20 protein-coding genes and 1 pseudogene are annotated in these 19,679 nt (G+C 74.8%); 14 read left to right on the top strand and 7 right to left on the bottom strand.

Annotated features, from left to right (window positions below):
- Complete coding sequence (locus tag KPF47_RS04675; protein ID WP_224387243.1) at positions 1-996, bottom strand: PaaX family transcriptional regulator C-terminal domain-containing protein; 996 nt, start codon at positions 994-996, stop codon at positions 1-3.
- Between the two features lie 169 nt (positions 997-1,165).
- On the opposite strand from KPF47_RS04675, the gene KPF47_RS04670 reads away from it, so the two are divergent.
- The 10 genes and pseudogenes from KPF47_RS04670 to KPF47_RS04625 all read left to right on the top strand — a co-directional run bounded on the left by KPF47_RS04670 (position 1,166) and on the right by KPF47_RS04625 (position 11,906).
- Positions 1,166-2,086, top strand: a complete 921-nt coding sequence (locus KPF47_RS04670; protein WP_224387241.1) for a transporter substrate-binding domain-containing protein — start codon at positions 1,166-1,168, stop codon at positions 2,084-2,086.
- Positions 2,083-2,976 carry an amino acid ABC transporter permease gene (locus tag KPF47_RS04665; RefSeq protein WP_224387239.1) on the top strand — a complete coding sequence of 298 codons (894 nt, stop codon included), beginning with the start codon at positions 2,083-2,085 and terminating at the stop codon, positions 2,974-2,976. The genes KPF47_RS04670 and KPF47_RS04665 overlap by 4 nt, the downstream gene beginning before the upstream one ends.
- On the top strand, positions 2,973-3,749 hold the full coding sequence (locus KPF47_RS04660; RefSeq protein ID WP_224387237.1) for an amino acid ABC transporter ATP-binding protein: 777 nt from the start codon (positions 2,973-2,975) through the stop codon (positions 3,747-3,749). Before KPF47_RS04665 ends, KPF47_RS04660 begins: the two co-directional genes overlap by 4 nt.
- Positions 3,746-4,474 (top strand): annotated as a pseudogene (locus KPF47_RS04655) (CapA family protein); the annotation flags it as partial. The gene KPF47_RS04660 and the pseudogene KPF47_RS04655, both read left to right, overlap by 4 nt.
- 101 nt (positions 4,475-4,575) lie before the next feature.
- Entirely contained in the window at positions 4,576-4,896 is a 321-nt protein-coding gene (locus tag KPF47_RS04650; protein ID WP_224387235.1) for a hypothetical protein, read from the top strand.
- On the top strand, positions 4,893-6,143 hold the full coding sequence (locus tag KPF47_RS04645) for a CaiB/BaiF CoA-transferase family protein (RefSeq protein WP_224387233.1): 1,251 nt from the start codon (positions 4,893-4,895) through the stop codon (positions 6,141-6,143). The genes KPF47_RS04650 and KPF47_RS04645 overlap by 4 nt, the downstream gene beginning before the upstream one ends.
- A gap of 14 nt (positions 6,144-6,157) precedes the next feature.
- Positions 6,158-7,267, top strand: coding sequence for a 2-hydroxyacyl-CoA dehydratase family protein (locus KPF47_RS04640; RefSeq protein ID WP_224387304.1), 1,110 nt, complete (start codon positions 6,158-6,160; stop codon positions 7,265-7,267).
- On the top strand, positions 7,264-8,535 hold the full coding sequence (locus KPF47_RS04635; protein ID WP_224387231.1) for a 2-hydroxyacyl-CoA dehydratase family protein: 1,272 nt from the start codon (positions 7,264-7,266) through the stop codon (positions 8,533-8,535). The genes KPF47_RS04640 and KPF47_RS04635 overlap by 4 nt, the downstream gene beginning before the upstream one ends.
- The gene (locus KPF47_RS04630) at positions 8,528-10,066 is read left to right on the top strand and encodes an MFS transporter (protein ID WP_224387229.1); all 1,539 of its coding nucleotides are present in this window, start codon (positions 8,528-8,530) and stop codon (positions 10,064-10,066) included. Before KPF47_RS04635 ends, KPF47_RS04630 begins: the two co-directional genes overlap by 8 nt.
- A gap of 64 nt (positions 10,067-10,130) precedes the next feature.
- A complete protein-coding gene (locus KPF47_RS04625) occupies positions 10,131-11,906 on the top strand; it encodes a CocE/NonD family hydrolase (protein WP_224387227.1) in 1,776 nt (591 codons plus the stop codon).
- A 23-nt stretch (positions 11,907-11,929) separates the two neighbouring features.
- On the opposite strand, the gene KPF47_RS04620 is transcribed toward KPF47_RS04625, so the two are convergent.
- Together KPF47_RS04620 and KPF47_RS04615 are read right to left on the bottom strand one after the other, a co-directional pair.
- Positions 11,930-12,703: an SDR family NAD(P)-dependent oxidoreductase gene (locus KPF47_RS04620; protein ID WP_224387225.1), complete on the bottom strand. Its 774-nt coding sequence runs from the start codon at positions 12,701-12,703 to the stop codon at positions 11,930-11,932.
- Positions 12,704-12,761: 58 nt separating this feature from the next.
- A complete protein-coding gene (locus KPF47_RS04615) occupies positions 12,762-13,067 on the bottom strand; it encodes a hypothetical protein (RefSeq protein WP_224387223.1) in 306 nt (101 codons plus the stop codon).
- A 169-nt stretch (positions 13,068-13,236) separates the two neighbouring features.
- Between KPF47_RS04615 and KPF47_RS04610 the strand changes: the two genes are divergently transcribed.
- Positions 13,237-14,397, top strand: coding sequence for an LLM class flavin-dependent oxidoreductase (locus tag KPF47_RS04610; protein WP_224387221.1), 1,161 nt, complete (start codon positions 13,237-13,239; stop codon positions 14,395-14,397).
- Entirely contained in the window at positions 14,394-14,762 is a 369-nt protein-coding gene (locus KPF47_RS04605; protein WP_224387219.1) for a nuclear transport factor 2 family protein, read from the top strand. The genes KPF47_RS04610 and KPF47_RS04605 overlap by 4 nt, the downstream gene beginning before the upstream one ends.
- 11 nt (positions 14,763-14,773) lie before the next feature.
- Here the strand turns inward: KPF47_RS04605 and KPF47_RS04600 are convergent, their stop codons facing one another.
- Positions 14,774-15,511 (bottom strand): LuxR C-terminal-related transcriptional regulator, encoded by a 738-nt coding sequence (locus KPF47_RS04600; RefSeq protein ID WP_224387217.1) that lies wholly within the window; start codon positions 15,509-15,511, stop codon positions 14,774-14,776.
- A 103-nt stretch (positions 15,512-15,614) separates the two neighbouring features.
- On the opposite strand from KPF47_RS04600, the gene KPF47_RS04595 reads away from it, so the two are divergent.
- Positions 15,615-17,198, top strand: a complete 1,584-nt coding sequence (locus KPF47_RS04595) for an AMP-binding protein (protein WP_224387215.1) — start codon at positions 15,615-15,617, stop codon at positions 17,196-17,198.
- Entirely contained in the window at positions 17,195-17,701 is a 507-nt protein-coding gene (locus KPF47_RS04590) for a flavin reductase family protein (protein WP_224387214.1), read from the top strand. Before KPF47_RS04595 ends, KPF47_RS04590 begins: the two co-directional genes overlap by 4 nt.
- Before the next feature lie 135 nt (positions 17,702-17,836).
- On the opposite strand, the gene KPF47_RS04585 is transcribed toward KPF47_RS04590, so the two are convergent.
- The 3 genes from KPF47_RS04585 to KPF47_RS04575 all read right to left on the bottom strand — a co-directional run bounded on the left by KPF47_RS04585 (position 17,837) and on the right by KPF47_RS04575 (position 19,641).
- Positions 17,837-18,442: a flavodoxin family protein gene (locus KPF47_RS04585; protein ID WP_224387212.1), complete on the bottom strand. Its 606-nt coding sequence runs from the start codon at positions 18,440-18,442 to the stop codon at positions 17,837-17,839.
- A gap of 124 nt (positions 18,443-18,566) precedes the next feature.
- Positions 18,567-18,770 (bottom strand): CsbD family protein, encoded by a 204-nt coding sequence (locus KPF47_RS04580; RefSeq protein WP_224387211.1) that lies wholly within the window; start codon positions 18,768-18,770, stop codon positions 18,567-18,569.
- Positions 18,771-18,843: 73 nt separating this feature from the next.
- Complete coding sequence (locus tag KPF47_RS04575; RefSeq protein WP_224387303.1) at positions 18,844-19,641, bottom strand: aldo/keto reductase; 798 nt, start codon at positions 19,639-19,641, stop codon at positions 18,844-18,846.
- Positions 19,642-19,679: the final 38 nt, after the last annotated feature.

Genomic DNA, 19,679 nt, shown 5'->3' with positions numbered 1-19,679 from the left:
TCAGACCGACGGCCTGCCGCGCCGCACCTCGTCGAGCCTGCGCTCGCGGACCGCCTGCTCGAACGGGGTGTCGCCCCGGGCCCTGCGGTCACCGAGCTCGGAGTACAGGCGCGCGATGCGGGCACTGTCGTGGTGCGAGGCCAGCCCGGCGAGACCCGGGTCGACCTCGGCGAGCACCTGCCGGAACCGGTGCTCGGCCAGCGGTCCGAGCCGGTCGTAGACCTCGACGAACAGCTGTTGCGCCTGCGGTCGGGCCCACCCCGCAGGGAGCATCACCGCGGGGAGGTCGGGGTCGCGCTCGGGGAAGGTGTGCCACGCCACCCGCAGCTCGGTGCGGATGCGCAGCGCCTCGGCCGGGCCGATCCGGCCCGCGGCGAGACCGTCGCGCAGTGGCGCGTAGGTCCGGACGAACCCCGCGTACTCGGCGGCCAGGCCGTCCACGTCGAACGCCGACGCGGGCCCGCCGCCGTGCGGCCCGCCGGGCACCTCGGTCGCCCGCAGGACCGTGGCCCGGCCGATGCCCAGCTCGGCGACGAGGTCGTGGGCGGATCCGGCGAGGTCGTGCGGGGAGACCCACAGGCCGTCGTACAGGGCGGCGAATCCGAGCACCCGCAGCCGGGAGCGCAGTGCCGTGCGGATCTCGCGTTCCTGCTCGGGCACCGAGAACGCGACGACGGTCCACCGGCCGTCCCAGTCCGGCGCGGACGCGCCGAAGACCAGCATCCGGTGGGTCCGGTCCACGATGACGTCGCTGGTCCGGGGCGGGATGCCGTAGGCCGTGGTCCGGCCGGCGCGCGAGGTCGTCAGCAGCCCCTTGGCGGCGAGCCTGCGCATCGCCGCACGGGCGTTCTCCCGGCCGATCCCGAACTCGGCGAGCAGCCGGACCAGCGCGGCCGACGGGATGTGCTCGTCGCGCCAGTACCAGTAGTCACCGAGCAGCGAGGTCAGCAGCAGCTGTGGCTCCGCCCGCGTGCGCCCGTCGTCCGGCATCGACATCCCTCCCGCGGGGGAGCGTACGTGTCGCCGGTCGGTCTTCCGCAGAGCGGAAAGCGGGTGTTGTCATAGACGACACCTCATGCGACGCTCGTCGCTGTCGACGTCGGCAATGATCGTGAACCGCCGACCGGCCCCACATGGCACGACCCAACGCAGGGAGTACCTCGCCATGCGCCACACCCGTCCACGCCGCCCCCGTGTCCTGGGTCTCGGCGTCCTGTCCGCCTCGGTGCTGCTGCTCGCCGGCTGTGGGACCGGGGGGTCCGGGGACCCCGCGGACGCCCCGCTGCCGCCCGGTGCGAACGCCGAGCTGCACGCGGCACTGCCCGACGCGGTCAAGGAGGCGGGCGTCATCCGGTTCGCCGGCGACTCGCATCCGCCGTACCGCACGGTCGCCGGCGACGGCACCATCACCGGGATCGACCGGGACTTCCAGGACGCCCTGGCCCGGGTGCTCGGCGTCCGGACCGAGACCGTCGTCGTCGACAGCCTCCCGGCCGCGCTGCAGGGGATGCTGGCCGGCCGCTACGACGCCTTCAACGGACCCGTGAAGGTCACCGCCGAGCGCGAGCGGCAGTTCGACACGGTCACCTGGATGACCACCAGGACGTCCTATGTCGTCCCCGCCGACTCGCCGCTGGACGTGGGCGCCGCCGACGACCTGTGCGGCCGGCGGGTCGCCGTGACGACCGCGAGCGTCGTCGAGGAGCAGCTGCGGCTGCTCTCCGAGTACTGCACCCGCACCGGCCGCCCGGCGGTCACCTCGATCGGGCTGGCCGACACCAACGCCACCCTGCTCGCCGCCCGGTCCGGCCGGGCGGACGCCGCCGGGATGACCCAGGCGGCCGCGATCGACGTGACCGCGCAGCAGCAGGGCGTCTACACCTACGTCACCCAGACCGGGGAGCAGGGCGCCACCGTCGACAAGCTCGCGCTGTTCGTCCCGAAGTCCGAGGAGCTCGGGCCGGTGCTGCAGCGGGCGTTCGAGGAGCTGTTCCGGGACGGCACCTACGCCGGAATCATGTCCCGCTGGGGTCTCGACGACGTGACCGTCTCGGCGCCGGAGCTGAACGCGGGGACCACGCCGTGACCGTCACCGCGCCGCCGTCGACCACCGGCCCGGGGACGCACGACGTCGCGACCGCCCGCCCCCGGTTCCGCCCGTGGCGCTGGGTCGCCTCGCTGCTGCTGGCCCTGGTCGTCGTCCGGATCGCCGTCTTCCTGGTCGGCAACGAGCGGTTCCAGTGGGACGTCGTCGCCGCCAACCTGTTCGCCCCCGCGGTGCTCCGGGGCCTGGTCACGACGCTGCTGCTGGCGGTCGCCGCGATGGTGATCGGGTCGTTGCTGGGCGGTCTGCTCGCCGCCGCACAACTGTCGGACCTGGGGCCGGTCCGCTGGGCCGCCACCGTCTACGTCGGGGTGTTCCGGGGCATCCCGCCGCTGGTCCAGCTGATCTTCTGGTTCAACCTGGCCTACCTGGTGCCACGGATCTCGATCGGCCTGCCGTTCGGACCGACCCTGGTGTCCTGGGACGCCAACGACGTCATCACCCCGCTGACCGCGGCGGTGATCGGGCTCTCGCTCGTCCAGTCCGCCTACATGGCCGAGATCGTGCGCGCCGGGATCCTCGGTGTCGACCACGGGCAGCGCGAGGCCGCGGCCGCGATGGGCTTCACCCCGGCCCAGACGTTCTTCCGGATCGTCCTGCCGCAGGCGATGCGGGTCATCATCCCGCCGTCGGGGAGCCAGTTCATCACGGTCGTGAAGGGCACCGCGCTGGTGTCGGTGATCGCGATGAACGACCTGCTCAACGCGGTGCAGATCATCTACAACCAGACCTACGAGATCGTCCCCAACCTGCTCGTGGCCTGCATCTGGTACCTGGCCGTCGTCACGCTGCTCACGGTGGCGCAACGACGGCTGGAGCGCCGGTTCGCCCGCGGGCACGTCCGGACGGCCGCGGCCGGAGGTGCCTCGTGAGCCCCGTCCTGCACCTGCACGGTGTGACCAAGCGGTTCGGGTCGCACGCCGCGCTCGACGGCGTCGACCTCGACGTGACCGAGGGGGAGGTCGTCGTCGTGATCGGCCCCTCGGGGTCGGGCAAGTCGACCCTGGTCCGCTGCGTCCACCAGCTCGAGTCCCTCGACGCCGGCGGGATGTACCTCGACGGTGAGCTCCTCGGCCACGAGGAGCACCGCGGCGGGCTGCGTCCGCTCACCCCGAAGGGCGTCGCCGCCCAGCGCCGCCGGATCGGCATGGTGTTCCAGCAGTTCAACCTGTTCCCGCACTTCGACGCGCTGCGCAACGTCACCGAGGTGCCGCGGCGGGTGCACGGCCGCTCCGCCGACCAGGCCCGTCGCGACGCCGTCGCGCTGCTGGAGCGGGTCGGCCTGGGCGACCGGCTGCACCACTACCCGCGCCAGCTCTCCGGGGGGCAGCAGCAGCGCGTGGCGATCGCCCGTGCGCTGGCGACCCGGCCGCGGATCCTGCTGTTCGACGAGCCCACCTCCGCGCTCGACCCGGAGCTGGTCGAGGAGGTCCTGGGCGTCCTGCGGACGCTGGCCGCCGACGGCCTGACGATGGTCGTGGTCACCCACGAGATGGCCTTCGCCCGCCAGGTCGCGGACCGCGTCGTGTTCATGGAGGCCGGCCGCGTCGTCGAGACCGGGCCGCCCGCGCAGGTCTTCGGCAACCCGTCCAGCGACCGGCTGCGCGCCTTCCTGTCCCGCCACACCCGGGAGGTCCCCGCATGAGCACCCCGACATCGGTCACCGTCGCCTCGGTCGGGGACCTGATCCTCGACGAGCCCGACCCGGCGTCCTTCCTCGCGCCGTCCGCCGCGCTGCTCCGCGCCGCCGACCTGACGGTCGGCCACGTCGAGGTCCCGCACTCCACGACCACGGCGCAGGTGTCCACCGACGTGCCGGCGCCGCCGGCCGACCCGGCCGCGCTCGGCGCGCTGGCCGACGCCGGGTTCGACGTCGTCACCCTGGCCGGCAACCACGTGTTCGACGCGGGCGAGGTCGGCGTGACCGACACCGTCGCCCACGCGCGCCGGGCCGGGCTGCTCACCGCGGGCGCGGGCGCCGACCTCGCCGAGGCCCGCGCGCCCGCCGTCGTCGAGCGCGGCGGCCTGCGGATCGGGGTGCTGTCCTACAACTGCGTGGGTCCGCGCGAGTCCTGGGCGACCTCCCGCAAGGCGGGCTGCGCCCCGGTCCGGGTGCTCACCCACTACGAGCTCGACCACGCCAGCCCCGGCGGGCCGCCGCGCGTCTACACCTTCGCCGACCCCGAGTCGCTGGAGGAGATGACCGACGACGTCGCACGGCTGCGCGCCGAGGTCGACGTCGTGCTGGTCGCGCTGCACAAGGGCGTCGGCCACACCCCGGCCGCGGTCGCGATGTACGAGTCGCCGGTCGCCAGGGCCGCCGTGGACGCCGGGGCCGACGCCGTGTTCGGCCACCACGCGCACATCCTGCGCGGCATCGAGGTATGGCGCGGGAAGCCGATCTTCCACGGGCTCGGCAACTTCGTGACCGTCACCCACGCGCTGACCCCGGCGTCCGGCGGGGACAGCGCGTGGGTGACGCGTGGGCGCGGCGCCGCACGGAGCTGTACGGCTTCGCCCCCGACCCGGACATGCCCTTCTACCCCTTCCACCCCGAGAGCCGCGACACCGTCGTCGCCACCTGCCGGTTCGACCGCGGCGGGCTCGTCGAGGCGGGGATCGTCCCCTGCCGGATCGACGACGCGGGCCGCCCCGTCCCGCAGGGCCCGGACTCGCCCGTCGTCGACTACGTCCGCGACATCACCACCCGCGCCCGGCTGGGTGCCCGCCTGGTCCGCCGGGGCGACGACTGGCTCGTCGCCGGGGCGGGCTCGTCCGAGGAGACAGCGTGACCGAGAACGCGACCGACCAGCCGCTCGCCGGCCGCACCGTCATCGACCTGACCACCGCGCTCGCCGGCCCCTACGCCACCCTGCTCCTGGCCGGGCTGGGCGCGACCGTGATCAAGGTGGAGAACCCCGCCACCGGCGGCGACACCTCCCGCAACAACGCCCCCTACCTGGGCCGGGACGGCCTGGCGCTGTCCCGCCTGCACGACGACGACATGTCGGTGTCGATGCTGCTGCGCGGCCGCGGCAAGCTCAGCGTGACGCTGAACCTGAAGGACCCGCGGTCCAAGACGGTGTTCACCGACCTCGTGCGGCACGCCGACGTCCTGGTCGAGAACTACTCCCCGGGGGTCACCTCGAGGCTGGGGATCGACTACGCCGCGGTCCGCGAGATCAACCCGGCGCTGGTGTACACCTCGATCAGCGGGTTCGGCGCCCAGGGCGGTCCGGGGTCGGGCAAGGCGATGGACGCGATCATCCAGGCGCTGTCCGGGGTGATGATGACCGCGGGCGAGCCCGGCGGCGACCCGGTGCGGTTCGGGCTCCCGATCGGGGACCTGCTCGCCCCGCTGTACGCCGTGGTCGGGACGGTGTCGGCGCTGCTGCAGGCCGAGCGCACCGGACACGGCCAGCACGTCGACGTCTCCATGCTGGGCGCGCTCACCTCGCTCGTGGCCTGCGAGCCGTTCGACGCCTACGACGCCGTCGGCCTGGAGCAGCGCACCGGCGCGATGGTCCCGCGGCTCGCCCCGTTCGGCATCCTCCCGGCCGCCGACGGCCACGTCGCGCTCTGCGCCCCCACCGACGCCTTCGCCCGCGGCGTGCTGCGCGCGATGGGGCGCGCGGACCTCGTCGACGACGAGCGCTACCGCACGCGGGACCGCCGGGTGGAGCGGGCCGACGAGCTGCACGCCCTGATCGCCGCCTGGTGCCGGGACCTGCCCCGGGCCGAGGTGATCGCCCGGCTCACCGCCGAGGGTGTGCCCGCGGCGGAGGTCCGCGACCCGTTGGAGGCCGTCCGGGACCCGCTGGTGCGCGAGCGCCGGGAGGTCGTCCCGCCCACCCACCCGCGGCACGGCGCGGTGGCGGACCTGTCCGCCACCGGGATGCCCATCGTGTTCTCGGGTGCCGACGTCGGGCTCGACGGCCCCGCGCCGGTACTCGGCCAACACAACGACCGCGTGTACCGCGAGCTGCTCGGCTACGACGCCGACGACGTCGCCGCACTCGCCGCCGACGCCGTCATCTGACCCGGAGGATCGCCATGTCCGCAGCCCTCGCTGCGTTGCTGGACCCCGCCCGCTCCGGGGCGGGTGACGACCGGCCGGTCGCCGGCCACGTCGGTGCCGACGTGCCGGTCGAGCTGCTCACCGCCGCCGGCTACCGCCCGCTGCGGCTGTCCGGCTCGCCGGTGGAGGACGCCTCGGCCGGACGGCGCCTGCTCGGCGGCGGACTCGACCCGGTCGCCCACTCGGTCCTGACCCGGCTGCTCGACGGGGCGTACGGCCCGCTCGACGTGCTCGTCGTCTCGCGGGACTGCGAGGCCTCGCTGCGGCTGTTCTACGTGCTCCGCGAGCTGCGCCGGGTCGAGCCGTCGGTCGCGTTGCCCCCGGTGCACCTGGTCGACGTCCTGCACCTGCCGCACCGCACGACCACCCGCTACGTCCGGGCCAAGGTCCGCGGCCTGCGGACCTGGCTGGGCGAGCGCTCCGGACGCCCGGTCGGCGACGACGCGCTCGCCGCCGCCGTCGTGGCGCCCGACCGGGTGCGTGGCCTGCTGCGCGGCCTGGGGGACCTGCGCTCCACGCGCCGGCTCACGGGCACCGAGTTCCTCGGCGTCGTCGACGCGGCCTGCGCCCTGCCGCCCGCCCGCGCCGCGGAGCTGCTGACGGCGCTGGCCGAGGAGCTGCCCGTGCGCGACCCGCGGCCCGGGCACCCCGTCCACGTCACCGGCTCCGCGCACGACGAGCCGTCGGTCTACGCGACGCTGGAGTCCGCCGGGCTGCTCGTCGTCGGTGAGGACCACGACCGTGGCGACCTGCTCGTCGCGGTCGACGTCGGCGTCCCCAGCGACCCGGCGGGGCTGGAGCTCGCGCTCGCGGAGAGGTACCAGGCCAACGGTCCGTCGGCGCCGCGGTCCTCGATCGCGGAGCGGGCCGCGCACACCGCCGCCCGGATCCGTGCCCGGGCCGCGGAGGGGCTGCTCGGCTACGTCCGCGAGCACGACGACGCGCCGCCGTGGGACTGGCCCGCGCAACGCGCCGCCGCCGGCGTGCCCGCGGCGCTGCTGGAGCGCCAGCCCTACGGCCGGATCGACCCGGACGGTCTCGACCGGGCCCTCGCCGACCTGCGCCGCCCGGCGGTCGCGGCGTGAGCGCCCCGGCCCGGACGGGCCGGCTGTCCAGCGCGGCCGAGGCGACGGCGTACCAGCGCCGGTGGTTCGCCGAGCTGCAGCGCGACCACCTCCCCGGGGCCCCGCTGGCCCTGGTCAACGCGGACGCCCCGCAGGAGGTGTTCCGTGCGATGGGGATCCCGTACGTGGTCAACCAGTGGTGGGCGTCGATCGTCTCCGCCAAGCGGCGCACCCAGGACCACCTCGCCCGCCTGCGCGAGCGCGGCTACCCCGACTACACCGAGCAGTACAGCTCCACCGCGCTCGGCAGCGCCTTCGACCCGGACCCGGCGAGCGCGCCGTGGGGCGGGCTCCCGATGCCCTCGATCGTGCTCGCCGAGACCACCGGCGACGCCTCGCGGAAGATCTTCGACGTCTGGGGCTCGCGGCCCGGCGTCACCTTCTTCCCGCTGGAGAGCGCGGCCGCCGACACCGTCCCGGAGCGCTGGTGGGAGCTGATGCCGCACCGCTGGGAGGAGGCGGTCGGGACCGACCGCCTGGACCTCATGGTCGGTGAGCTGGAGGGACTGATCCGGTTCCTGGAGCAGACCACCGGGCGTCGGTTCCCCGAACGGCGCTTCGCCGAGGTGCTGGCGCTCACCAACGAGCAGGAGGAGTGGAACCGGCGCACCCGGGACCTGATCGCCGCGGCGCGTCCGTGCCCGGTCGCGGTCACCGACTCCATCCCGGCCGTGATGGTGCCGCAGTGGCACCGCGGCACGGTGTGGGCGCGGGACGCGGCCCGCAGGCTGCACGACGAGGTCGCGGACCGGATCGCCGCCGGCGCGGCCGTCGCCGACCACGAGCGGGCCCGGCTGATGTGGGTCGGCCGCGGCCTGTGGTTCGACCTGGACCTGTTCCGCCGGATCCAGGAGCGGTACGGCGCGGTGTTCGTGTGGTCGATGTACCTGGCCATCGCCGCCGACGGCTACGTCCGCTACGGCGACGACCCGCTGCGCACCCTCGCCGCCCGGTTCGCGGCGTTCTCCGACCAGCTCTACACGCCGCCCTGGTCGGCCGAGTGGTACGTCAAGGAGGCCCGCGCGCACGGCGTCGACGGCGTCGTGCACCTGGTGTCCGACGACGCCCGGGGCAGCTGGGCGACCACCCGGGCACTGCGCGCGGCCGGGATCCCGGTGCTGGAGCTGCACGCCGACAACGTCGACGACCGCGGCACCGGGCCCGGTCACCTCGACGCGGCGGTCGGTGGGTGGCTGCAGGACGAGGTGCTGCCCCGGACCGATGGCTGAGGCGCCGGCCCCCGCCGCCGTGGGCGTCCCCCGGCCGTCCACCCCCGCGGTGCTCGCCGGCGCCCTGGTCGCGCTGTTCACCGGCTCGCTGACGAACACGATCATCGGGATCGCGCTGCCCACGATCGCCGGTGAGCTGGGCGGGCAGGACCGTGCCGCCTGGGTCGCCGCGGCCGCTCTGCTCACGATGGCCGCGGCGACGCCGGTGTGGGGCAAGCTCGCGGACCGGCGCGGCCCGCGGCCGGTGCTGCTGGCGGCGATCGCGCTGTTCGTCGTCGCGTCGCTGGCGGCCGGGCTCGCCCCGTCGATGGGGTGGCTGATCGCCGGTCGCGCCGTCCAGGGCGCGGCCTCCGGTGGCATCCTGGCCTGCGCGAACGCACTCGTCGCGGTGCTGGTGCCGGCACGCGAGCGGGGTCGCTACACCGGCTGGTTCGGGCTGTCCTTCGGCACGGCGTCGGTCGCCGGGCCGCTGCTCGGCGGGTTGCTGGTCGGCCCGGGCGGGCCGGGCTGGCGGTGGTGCTTCCTCGGTGTCGTGCCGGTGACGATCGCCGCCGCCGCGCTCGTCCGGCTCGCCCCGGACCGCCGCCCGGCCCGCCGGACCGCGCCGCTGGACCACCTGGGGGCGGCCCTGCTGGCCGTGGCCGCGGGCGGCCTCGTGCTGCTCCTGTCGGCAGGCGGGGTGGCCTGGCCGTGGATGTCCCCGCCGACCGTGGTGCTCGGCCTCGCGGTCGGGGCGGCCGGTGCGCTCGCGGTGCTGCGCGAGCGCCGTGCCGCCGACCCGGTCCTGCCGCCGCGGCTGTTCGGCAGCCGCACCTTCACCATCTCCTGCGCCGCCAGCCTGCTGGTCGGCACGGTCATGTTCGGCGGGATCATCTACCTGCCCCAGTTCCTGCAGGTCGTCCACGGCCACGACGCCATGACCGCCGGTCTGCTGATGCTGCCCCAGGTGGGGACCATGATCGTCGCCTCGGCCGTGGTCGGGCGGCTGGTCGTGCGCAGCGGCCGCTGGAAGCGCTACCCCACGGCGGGCTGCGCGCTGCTCGTCGTGGGGCTGGCCGTGCTCGCGCCGCTGACCCCGGCGACCCCCGCCTGGCAGGTGGCCGCCGGGATGGCGCTGCTCGGCGCCGGGACCGGTCTGACCCAACAGGTGCTGGTGCTGGCCGCACAGGACGCCGTGGGACCCGGTGACGTGGGGGTCGCCGGGTCCTCGGCCACGTTCGCGCGCACCCTCGGCGGCGCCGTCGGCGTCGCCGCGTTCGGTGCGGTGCTGACCGCGCGGCTGCGCAGCGACCTGCCCGGCGCACTCGCCGCCGCGGGCCTGCCCGCCGGGGACGACGGCGTCCGCCGGCTGCTCGGTACGCCCGCCGAGGTCGCCGCCCTCCCCGCGCCGCTGGCCGACGCCGTCCGGGCGTCCTACACCCACGGGCTCCAGCTGGCCGTGCTGGCGACCCTGCCGGTCGCGGTGCTCGCCCTGGTCGCCGTGGCCGGGATCCGCGAGACCCCGCTCGGCGAGGCCGCGCCCGCCCCCTGAGCCGCACCGCGTGCGCCGCACCCACCACCCGTTGCACCACCGACCGCTGCACGGAGGCCCCACCATGCCCGGACGATCCCGCCGCACCCTGCTCGTGTCCGCACTCGTCGCCCTCGGCCTGGCGGCCGCCGTCGCCCTCGCGGTGCTCGTCGTCCCGCGGGCGGACGGGGACGCCACGGCCTCCTCGCTCGGCTCGTACCGTCCGGAACCCGGCTTCACCGAGCAGGTCAGCGAGTCCTTCCTGCTGCCGATGCGCGACGGCACCCGGCTCGCCGTCCGGCTCGACCGGCCCGCGGTGGACGGCCGACCGGCGCCGGGGCCGTTCCCGGTGCTGTGGCAGCACAGCCTGTCCACCGAGCGCAAGCCGGAGGACGGTGCCGGCCCCGCGACGGGCGGGATCCAGACGATGCCCTCGCTCACCGGGCACGGCTACGTCGTCGCCCAGGTCGCCCGGCGCGGCAACGGCCAGTCCTTCGGGGTACGCCGCGGCTACAACGACCGGCTGGAGGCCGGCGACGCCTACGAGATCACCGAGTGGCTGGCGGCGCAGCCCTGGTCGGACGGCAACGTCGGGGTCTACGGCTGCTCCAACACCGGAGACGCCGCGATGCACGCCCTGACCGTGCGCCCGCCGCACCTGCGGGCGGTGCTCGCGGGGTGCTTCTCCTGGGACAAGTACGACGCCTGGCGGGCCGGTGGCATCTCCGCGCAGTGGGGCTTCGGCCCGTCGCGCACCGTCGAGCAGGACCTGGCGAACGCGCCGATCGACGGTGACGAGGACAAGGTGCTGCTGCGCGAGGCGGCGATCGAGCACCAGAAGGCCGTACCGCTCGCCGACATGTGGCGCGGCATGCCGTACCGGGACAGCCGGACCGCGGCCACGCAGTCGCGCTTCTGGTCCGAGGGCAGCGTCGGCACCTACGCCGACGAGATCCGCTCCACGGGGGTACCGGTCTACGTCATCGGCGGGTGGCGCGACGAGCTGCGCGGCCAGGGCGTCGCCGCGCTGCTGAACGTGCCCGGGTCCCGGTTGCTGATCGGCCCCTGGAAGCACTGCGAGAACGCCGGGTTCGCGCTGGTGGAGGAGGCCCACCGGTTCTTCGACCAGCACCTCAAGGGCATCGACACCGGCATCGCCGACGAGCCACCGGTGCACTGGGCCACCCCGTCGTCGGACACCGCCGACGCGACGGGTCTGGAGTGGGAGTCCGCGCCGAGCTGGCCGCCCGCCGGGATCGCCGCACGGCCCGCCGCCCTCGGCGGTGACGGTGTCCTCGGCTCCGCCGCCCCCGGCGCCCGGGGCGTCACGGTCGACACCGGCGCCGAGTGCCCCACCGATCCCGGCTCCGGGGCGACCGTCCAGCCCTGCCACGTCCCCGGGAGCGGGACGAGCTGGACCGGACCGGTCCTGGACCGCGACACCGTGCTGACCGGCGCCCCGGTCGCCGACCTGACGGTGCGCACCGACCGGGCCGACGGCGACGTGTTCGCCTACCTCGAGGAGGTCGCGCCGGACGGTCGCACGACCGTGATCACCGAGGGCCGGCAGCGGATCTCCCTGCGCGCCGAGCACCCGCCCGCGTACACCCTGCCCGAGGGCGTCCCGTGGCACCGCGCGTACGCCGCCGACGCCGCCCCGGTGGAGCCGGGGGAGGCCGTGCGGCTGCACTTCGCGATGCTCCCGACCGCCTACCGGGTGCCGGCGGGGCACCGGGTCCAGGTCACGGTGACCGGCCACGACCCCCGGGCCACCGGCCCCGTCCCCGGTGCCGACGGTGCCCGGATCGAGGTGCTGTCCGGGCCGGACACCCCGTCCTCGGTGGCCCTGCCGCAGCGGTAGCGACGGCCCGCGCCCGCCATGGCCTACGCCCCGACGGCCGCCGAGATGTCGGGGTAGTTGGTGATCTCCCATCCGCCGTCGACGACCAGGCTCGTCCCGTTGACGTACGACGCGTCCGGACCCGCCAGGAACACCGCGGGCCCGGCCAGCTCGTCCGGTTCGGCCGGGCGGCCCGCCAGGATCCGTGCGGTGAAGTCCCGTTCGATCGGGCCTCCGTCGAACCAGCCGGTGGTCAGCGGGGTACGGACCAGGCCGGGCAGCACCGCGTTGACCCGGATCCCGTGCCGGGCCAGCTCCAGCGCCGCGTTCTTCGTCAGCATCTCCACACCGGCCTTGGCCGCCGCGTAGGAGCTACCGCCGTAGAGCGGGACGTGCGCGTTCAAGGAGGAGATGTTCACGATCGCGCCGCCGCGGCCGGTCTCGCGGATCGCCCGGCCGCCGTACCGGATGCCGAGGTAGGTGCCGCCGAGGACGAGGTCGACGGTGGACCGCCAGTCGTCCTCGCCGCCGTCGAGCACGGTGCCCAGCCGCGCCGCCCCGGCGACGTTGAACACCAGGTCCAGCCCGCCGAACGCCTCGACGGCGGTGGCGCACGCGGCCTCGACGTCGCCCGCCCGGGTCACGTCGGTGACCGCGGTGCGCAGCCGCTCGCCGGAGGGGCCCGCGGCGAGCCGATCGGCGTCGAGGTCGGCGAGCAGGACGCTCGCCCCCGCCGCGTGGAGACGGGCGGTGATCGCCGCGCCGATGCCCGATGCCGCCCCGGTGACCAGGGCGACGGTGCCCGAGAAGTCCGTCATGTCGCCGCCGCTAGGACCGCCGGCGTGCCGGGGGACAGTGCACGAAGGAGGACGTGCCTCAGGCGCGCTCGACGTGCGCGCGCACCGTCCGGCCGTCGTCGGAGAGCCAGCCCTTGCTCCGGGCGTAGCCGAGCATGCCGGCGAGGTCGTCCTCCCAGCCTGGGCCCACCCGCCCGGCGGCCAGCCTGCGGACCGCGTCGACCCGTACGAGGACGTGCCCGTCGTCGACCTCGCCGAGACCGGTGCGGCGCACGGTGTCGGTGAGCTCGTCCTCGCCCAGGTCCACCGGGGCGACCACGTGGAAGGCGCGGACGTCGGCCGGGTCGACGAGCTCGACGTCGCCGGGGGTTATCCGGAAGTACATGCGCGCGACGCTAGCCCGCCCCGGCCCGCGTGGGGAGTGCACGGAGGAGGACGTCCCGGCGTCCTCTTTTGTGCACTCGCACGGCGACCGCCGCCCGGAGCACGGTGGGCTCCTGACGACGTCACCGAGGTGCGGCGCGACGGCGCGCCGCCGACGAGAGGTCCCTGTGATGGCCAGGCTGAATTTCGGCATCTTCCTCGCGCCCGTGCACGCCCCCGGTCTCAACCCGACCCTGCTGTTCGAACAGGATCTCGAGCTGATCGAGCACCTGGACCGGCTCGGCTACGACGAGGCGTGGTTCGGCGAGCACCACTCCGCGGGCAGCGAGATCTACGCGTCCCCGGAGCTGATGATCGCCGCGGCCGCGCAGCGGACCCGGCAGATCAAGCTGGGCACCGGTGTCACCTCGATCGCGTACCACAACCCGCTGTGGGTGGCCGACCGCATGGTGCAGCTCGACCACATGACCCGCGGCCGGGCCATGCTCGGCGTCGGGCCCGGCTCGCTGCCGACCGACTCGGCGATGATCGGGCTGAACCCGACCCAGACCCGGGAGCTGCTCGGCACGAACCTCGACATCATCCTCCGCCTGCTGCGCGGGGAGAGCGTCACGGCCGAGACCCCCACCCACTCGCTGTTCGACGCCCGGTTGCAGCTGGCCCCCTACTCCGACCCGCTGTTCGACGTCGCGGTCGCCGCGGTCGCCTCGCCGACCGGCGCCCGCCTCGCCGGGACGCACGGCCTGGGCCTGCTCAGCATCGGCGCGACGCTGTCCGCGGACGGCTTCGACGCCCTCGCCCACCACTGGAGCGTGATGGAGGAGCGGGCCGCCGCAGCCGGCACCGAGGTCGACCGCTCCGGCTGGCGGCTGGTCAGCCCGTTCCACCTCGCCGAGACCGAGGACGAGGCCTACCGCGAGGTCGAGTACGGCATCGAGCACTGGTTCGGCTACTTCCAGAAGGTCGCGGCCTTCCCGCAGATGGCCGTCTCCGGCGACAACGTCAAGGAGATGATCCAGTTCATCAACGAGGCGGGTATCGGCGTCATCGGTACCCCGGACCAGGCCCGTGCACAGGTGCAGCGCCTCGTCGACCAGGCGGGCGGCTTCGGCAGCCTGCTGCTCATGGGGCACGACTGGGCCGACCCGACGGCGACGAAGCGCTCCTTCGAGCTGTTCGCCCGCGAGGTCGCCCCGCACTTCCAGGGCCAGGCCCGGCCGACGGTGGACGCGGCCCGCCTCGCGTCCGAGGTGCGCGACGGCCACTCGAAGGCACAGCTCGACGCCGTCGCCCACATGACGGAGAAGTACGAGCAGGAGCGCACCCGGTGACGGCGGCCGCCCGCGTCGTCGACGCGCTGACGACCCTCGACCCGGGGGAGGGCCTGTTCGCCCCCGGCGCCGTCACCTGGCACTCGTTCGACGGGGTGGAGGCGCCGACGGTGCCGGACACCGTCGAGTCGGTCCGTGCCATCCGACGGGTCGTACCCGACTTCGGCATGGCCGAGGTCCGGACCCACGACGCGGGAGCGGTGTCGGTCGCGCAGTACACGCTGCGCGGGACCCTGCCCGACGGCGGGGTGTTCCGGGCGCCCGCGGTGCTCGTCGTGCACACCGGCGACGACGGCCGCGTCACCCGGATCGAGGAGTACGTCGACACCGCGCAGCTCGCCCCGCTGTTCGCGGCGCTGGGCTGAGACGGGAGCGGTCAGCCGTCGCGCAGCAGCAGGGCCAGCTCGGTCCTGCTCTGCGCGCCGGTCCGCTCCAGCAGCCGGCTGACGTACTTCTTCACGGTGTCCTCGGACAGCTCCATCGTCCGGGCGATCATCGCGTTGGTCATGCCGCGCCGCACCAGGTCCGCGGTCTGGGCGAGCCGCGGCGGCAGCGGCGTCGCGGCCGACGGCACCCGGTCCGGCAGGTGCCGGGCCACGGCGTCGAGCTGGCGGCCCAGTAGCCGCAGCACCGCGAGCTCCTGCGGACCCACGGTCCCGGGCGGGCCGAAGATGCCGAACAGGGCCTCGCGGCCACCCGGCCCGACCCGCACAGCGGCCATGTTCCCCAGGCCGTGGTGGGCGAGCCAGTCGACGTAGGCCCGGTCGGCGGCACCGACCGGTTCGCTGGCGTCGACCGCTGTGGCGTGCGTGCGGTGCAGGACGGCGGCCTCCCGCGGGCGGGCGAACACGTCGTGGCGTTCCCAGCGGTCCCGGTACTCGCGGATCAACGTGCGCTGGTGGCCGTTGAGCAGCGGGTCCGGGTCCCGGAACAGCCCGCCGTAGGTGGAGCCGACGAAGAACGTGGTGTTGCGGAAGCCGAGGACCGATCCCAGCGCCTCCAGCGTGGCATCGGCGAAACCGGCCACGTCGTGCGCACGGTCCACCCGCTCCAGCACGGCGAAGACCTGACCCAGCTGGCCGGCGGACAACGTCGACGCCGCCACGGCACGCATCTCGTCGCACCTCCCCGCACACCACTCCGTGTGGGGCCGATCATAGCCCGCTCGACCCGGCGGGCCCACGTACCGAACAGACCGATCCACCCAGGAGGACCGTGTGACCGCACGCCCCACGTCGGTGCTCGAGGCGTTCCGCCGGACGGCGGCCGACACCCCCGGCGACCCGGTGCTGCGCTGCCCCGGGCGTGACCTGTCCGCCGCCGAGGTGGACCGCCGCTCCGACGCGTTCGCCGCCGCGCTGCTCGCCGACGGGCTGCGTCCGGGCGACCGGGTCGCGCTCTACCTGCAGAACGACCCGCAGTACGTGGTCACGCTGCTCGCGGTGTGGAAGGCGGGCGCGACCGCGGTGGCGGTGAACCCGATGCTGACCGCCCGCGAGGTCCGGCTGATCCTGGACGACTCGGGTGCCCGGGTACTGGTGGCGCTGGCCGAGCTGCACCGCATCCACGGCGCCGCGGCGGTGGAGGGCTCGACGGTGACCGGGGTGGTCACGACCGACCCCTTCGACGACGCCCCGTCGTCGCGGCCGGACGGCCATGTCCGGTCGGTCCCGGACGGCACGCGCGATCTCGCCGCGGTGCTCGCCGCACACGACGGCGAGGTGCCGCCGCCACACGCGCCGCGGCCCGACGACGTCGCGGTGCTGACCTACACCTCGGGGACCACGGGGACACCGAAGGGGGCGTGCAACACCCACGCCAACGTGCTGGCCGGTGGGCTCGCCTACCGCGACTGGTACGGCATCGCCGCCCCCGGCGCGGTGCTGGGCATCGCGCCGTTGTTCCACGTCACGGGGCTGTCGGGGCACATCGCCGCGGCGCTGGTGTCCGGTGTGCCGCTGGTGCTGGCCCACCGGTTCGACCCCGCCGTGGTCGCCGAGGTGGTGCGGGCGACCCGGCCGTCGTTCACGGTCGCGGCGATCACCGCGCTGATGGCGTTGTGCCGGTCCGATGCGGATCCGCGGGGTCTGTTCTCCTCGTTCACCGCGGTCGCCTCGGGCGGGGCGCCGATCGCGCCGGCGGTGGTGGCGGAGTTCGAGACCGCGACCGGGCTCTACGTGCACAACGCCTACGGGATGACCGAGACCACCTCACCCACCCACGCGGTGCCGGTGGGCGGACGTGCCCCGGTCGACCCGCGCTCGGGTGCGCTGTCGGTCGGGAGGCCGGTCCCGGACTGCGCCGCCCGGATCGACGCCCCCGACGAGTCCGGGGTGGGGGAGCTGCTGGTGCGGGGGAGCCGGGTCGTGCCCGGCTACTGGGAGCGTCCCGAGGAGACCGCCGCGACGTTCACCGACGGATGGTTGCGCACCGGGGACGTCGGGTTCGTCGACGGCGAGGGCTGGTTCTACGTCGTCGACCGGAAGAAGGACGTCATCGTCGCCAGTGGCTACAAGGTGTGGCCGCGGGACGTGGAGGACGTCCTGCTGTCCCATCCCGCCGTCGTCGGCGCGGCGGTGGTCGGCGTCCCCGACGAGCGTCGCGGGGAGACGGTCAAGGCCGTCGTCGCGTTCCGGCCGGGCACCACCGACGCCCCCACCCCGCAGGAGCTGATCGCCTGGGCGCGGGAGCGGATGGCGGCCTACAAGTATCCGAGGATCGTCGAGGTCGTCCCGGAGATCCCGAAGACCGCGACCGGGAAGATCCTGCGCCGCGCCCTGCGCGAGGAGCGGACCCGATGAGCGCGGTGATCGATCCGCGGCAATTCCGGGAGGTACTGGGCGCGTTCTGCTCCGGCATCACCGTGGTGACCGCGCTCGGCCCGGACGGGGTCCCGCTCGGGTTGACGTGTCGGTCGTTCAGCTCGTTGTCGCTGGACCCGTCGCTGGTACTGCTCGCCCCTGCGCGCAGCTCGAGCACCTGGCCGCGGATCCGCGCCGCCGGTGGGTTCGGTGTCGCCGTGCTCGCCGCCGGACAGGAGCAGGTCGCGCTGGCCATGTCGCGCAGCGGCACCGACAAGTTCGCCGGTCTCGACTGGACCCCCTCGTCGCACGGGCGCCCGCGTCCGGCCGGGGTCGCCGCCTGGTTGGACTGCGACCTGCACGATGAGCCCGACGGCGGTGACCACACGATCGTCGTCGGCGCGGTGCGCGATCTCGACGTGACCGACCACCCGCCGCTGCTCTACCACCGGGGCGCCTTCGCGACCCTGCACCGCTCCGAGGGCCGAGGGGACACGCCGTGAGGTCCTGCGCCGGCGCGCCCGTGGCGACGTCCGGCTCGACGACACCGACGAACCGGACGCCGGACCCGGCGGGACGACCCGCTCACCGAGTGCCCGGCGTCGAGGTCGAGGTGCTCGTCGTGCCGTGACCGGACCTCAGTCCCGGAGCCGCCCGGCGACCGTGACCACACGCGTGGCGAGGTGGTCGAGCGCGGCGTTGTCGGCGTCGCCGAGCGGGGCGTCGTTGTCCGCGCCGGTCACGTGCGAGGCACCGTAGGGGTTGCCGTCGACGAACTTGGTCGGGTCGGTGTAGCCCGGGGCCACGACGATGCCGCCGAAGTGGTGGATCGTGTTGTACAGGGCGAGCAGGGTCGACTCCTGGCCGCCGTGCAGGGTCTGGCTGGCGGTGAAGCCCGCGTACACCTTGTCGGCGAGCAGGCCCTGGCCCCACTGCGGGCCGAGCGAGTCGATGAAGGTCTTCAGCTGCCCGGCGATGTTGCCGTAGCGGGTGGGCGAGCCGAACAGGACGGCGTCGGCCCACACGATGTCCTCGGCCGAGGCGGCGGGGACCTCGGGGGCGGCCTCGGCGTGCGCGGACTGCGCCTCGGTGGCCTCGCGCTCGCCGGTGGTCGCCTCGCGGGCGACGCGGCGCAGGCGCACCTCGGCGCCCGCCTTCTCGCCCGCCTCGGCGGCCCGGTGGGCCATCGCGTCGACGGTGCCGGTGGCGGAGTAGTAGACGATCGCGAGCTTGACGGTGCTCATGGTTCCTCCGTGACGTGGGGGGAGGAGCCCGGTACGGCGTCGGACCCGGCTCGGTACACCGGCGGTGTTCCCGCTCGGGGCGACCGGCATGCCTGCCGGTCGCCCCCGTCACGGTGGGTCCCGGTCAGCTCTTCGAGCCGCCCAGCGCGTCCTTCACGTTCCCGACGGCGTCCTTCAGCTTCTCCCCGGCGTCCTTCAGCGCGGCCTTCGACTGCTCGGCCTTGCCCTCGGCCTGCAGCTCGCGGTCGCCGGTGGCCTCGCCGGTCTTCTCCTTGGCCACGCCCACGGCGTTCTCGGTCTTGTTCCGGACCTTGTCGGTGAACGACACGACTACCTCCTCGATGGACTGGTCGTGAGAGGGCGCGCGCCGCGATTCCTCACGCGGACGTGACGCACGCCACTCAGGAGGCGATGCGGTCGACGCGGTCGGCGACCGGCCCGATCCGGCCTCGCCCGCCGGACCGCTGCAGCGTGGCGACGGCGGCGAGGTCGGCGTCGTCGAGGGTGAACCCGGTCAGGTCGCGGTTGGCCGCGATGCGTCCCGCGTCGTCGGACTTCGGGCCGGCGACGGTGCCCTGCTGCAGGTGCCAGCGCAGCACGACCTGGGCCGGGGTGACGCCGTACCGGTCGGCGATCCGGGTCAGCGCCGGCTCGCCGAGCACGGCGCCGCGCCCCAGCGGGCTCCATGCGCCGGTGACGATGCCCAGCGCGGCGTGCACCGCGCGCAGCTCCGGCTGCTGGTGGTGGGGGTGCAGCTCGACCTGGTTGAGCGCGGGGAGCCGACCGCCGAGCGCGCGCAGCCTGCGCAGGTGCGACGGCCGGAAGTTCGAGACCCCGACCGCGCGGGTGCGGCCGTCGGCGACCAGCTGCTCCATGGCCTCCCAGGTCGACAGGCAGTGCCCGAGGTCGCTGTTGGGCCAGTGGACGAGGAGCAGGTCGACGTGGTCGAGGCCGAGCCGGTCCAGGCTCCGCTGCGCGGCGTCGAGTGCGTCGGAGCGGTCGCCGTCGACGTTCCAGACCTTGGTGGTGACGAACACGTCCGAGCGGGCCAGGCCGGACGCGGCCAGCGCGGCGCCGACACCGGCCTCGTTCTCGTAGACGGCGGCGGTGTCGATGCTGCGGTAGCCCTGCGCGAGCGCCTCGGAGACGGCGGCGCGGGCGTCGCGGGACTCGGACACGCCGAACCCGAGACGGGGCATCGCGACGCCGCCGTCCAGGAGCACGGTGTCATCGGGGT

The organism is Pseudonocardia sp. ICBG1293, assembly GCF_020131355.1.
Taxonomy (GTDB): domain Bacteria; phylum Actinomycetota; class Actinomycetes; order Mycobacteriales; family Pseudonocardiaceae; genus Pseudonocardia.
This window is presented reverse-complemented; position numbering and strand designations above follow the sequence as displayed.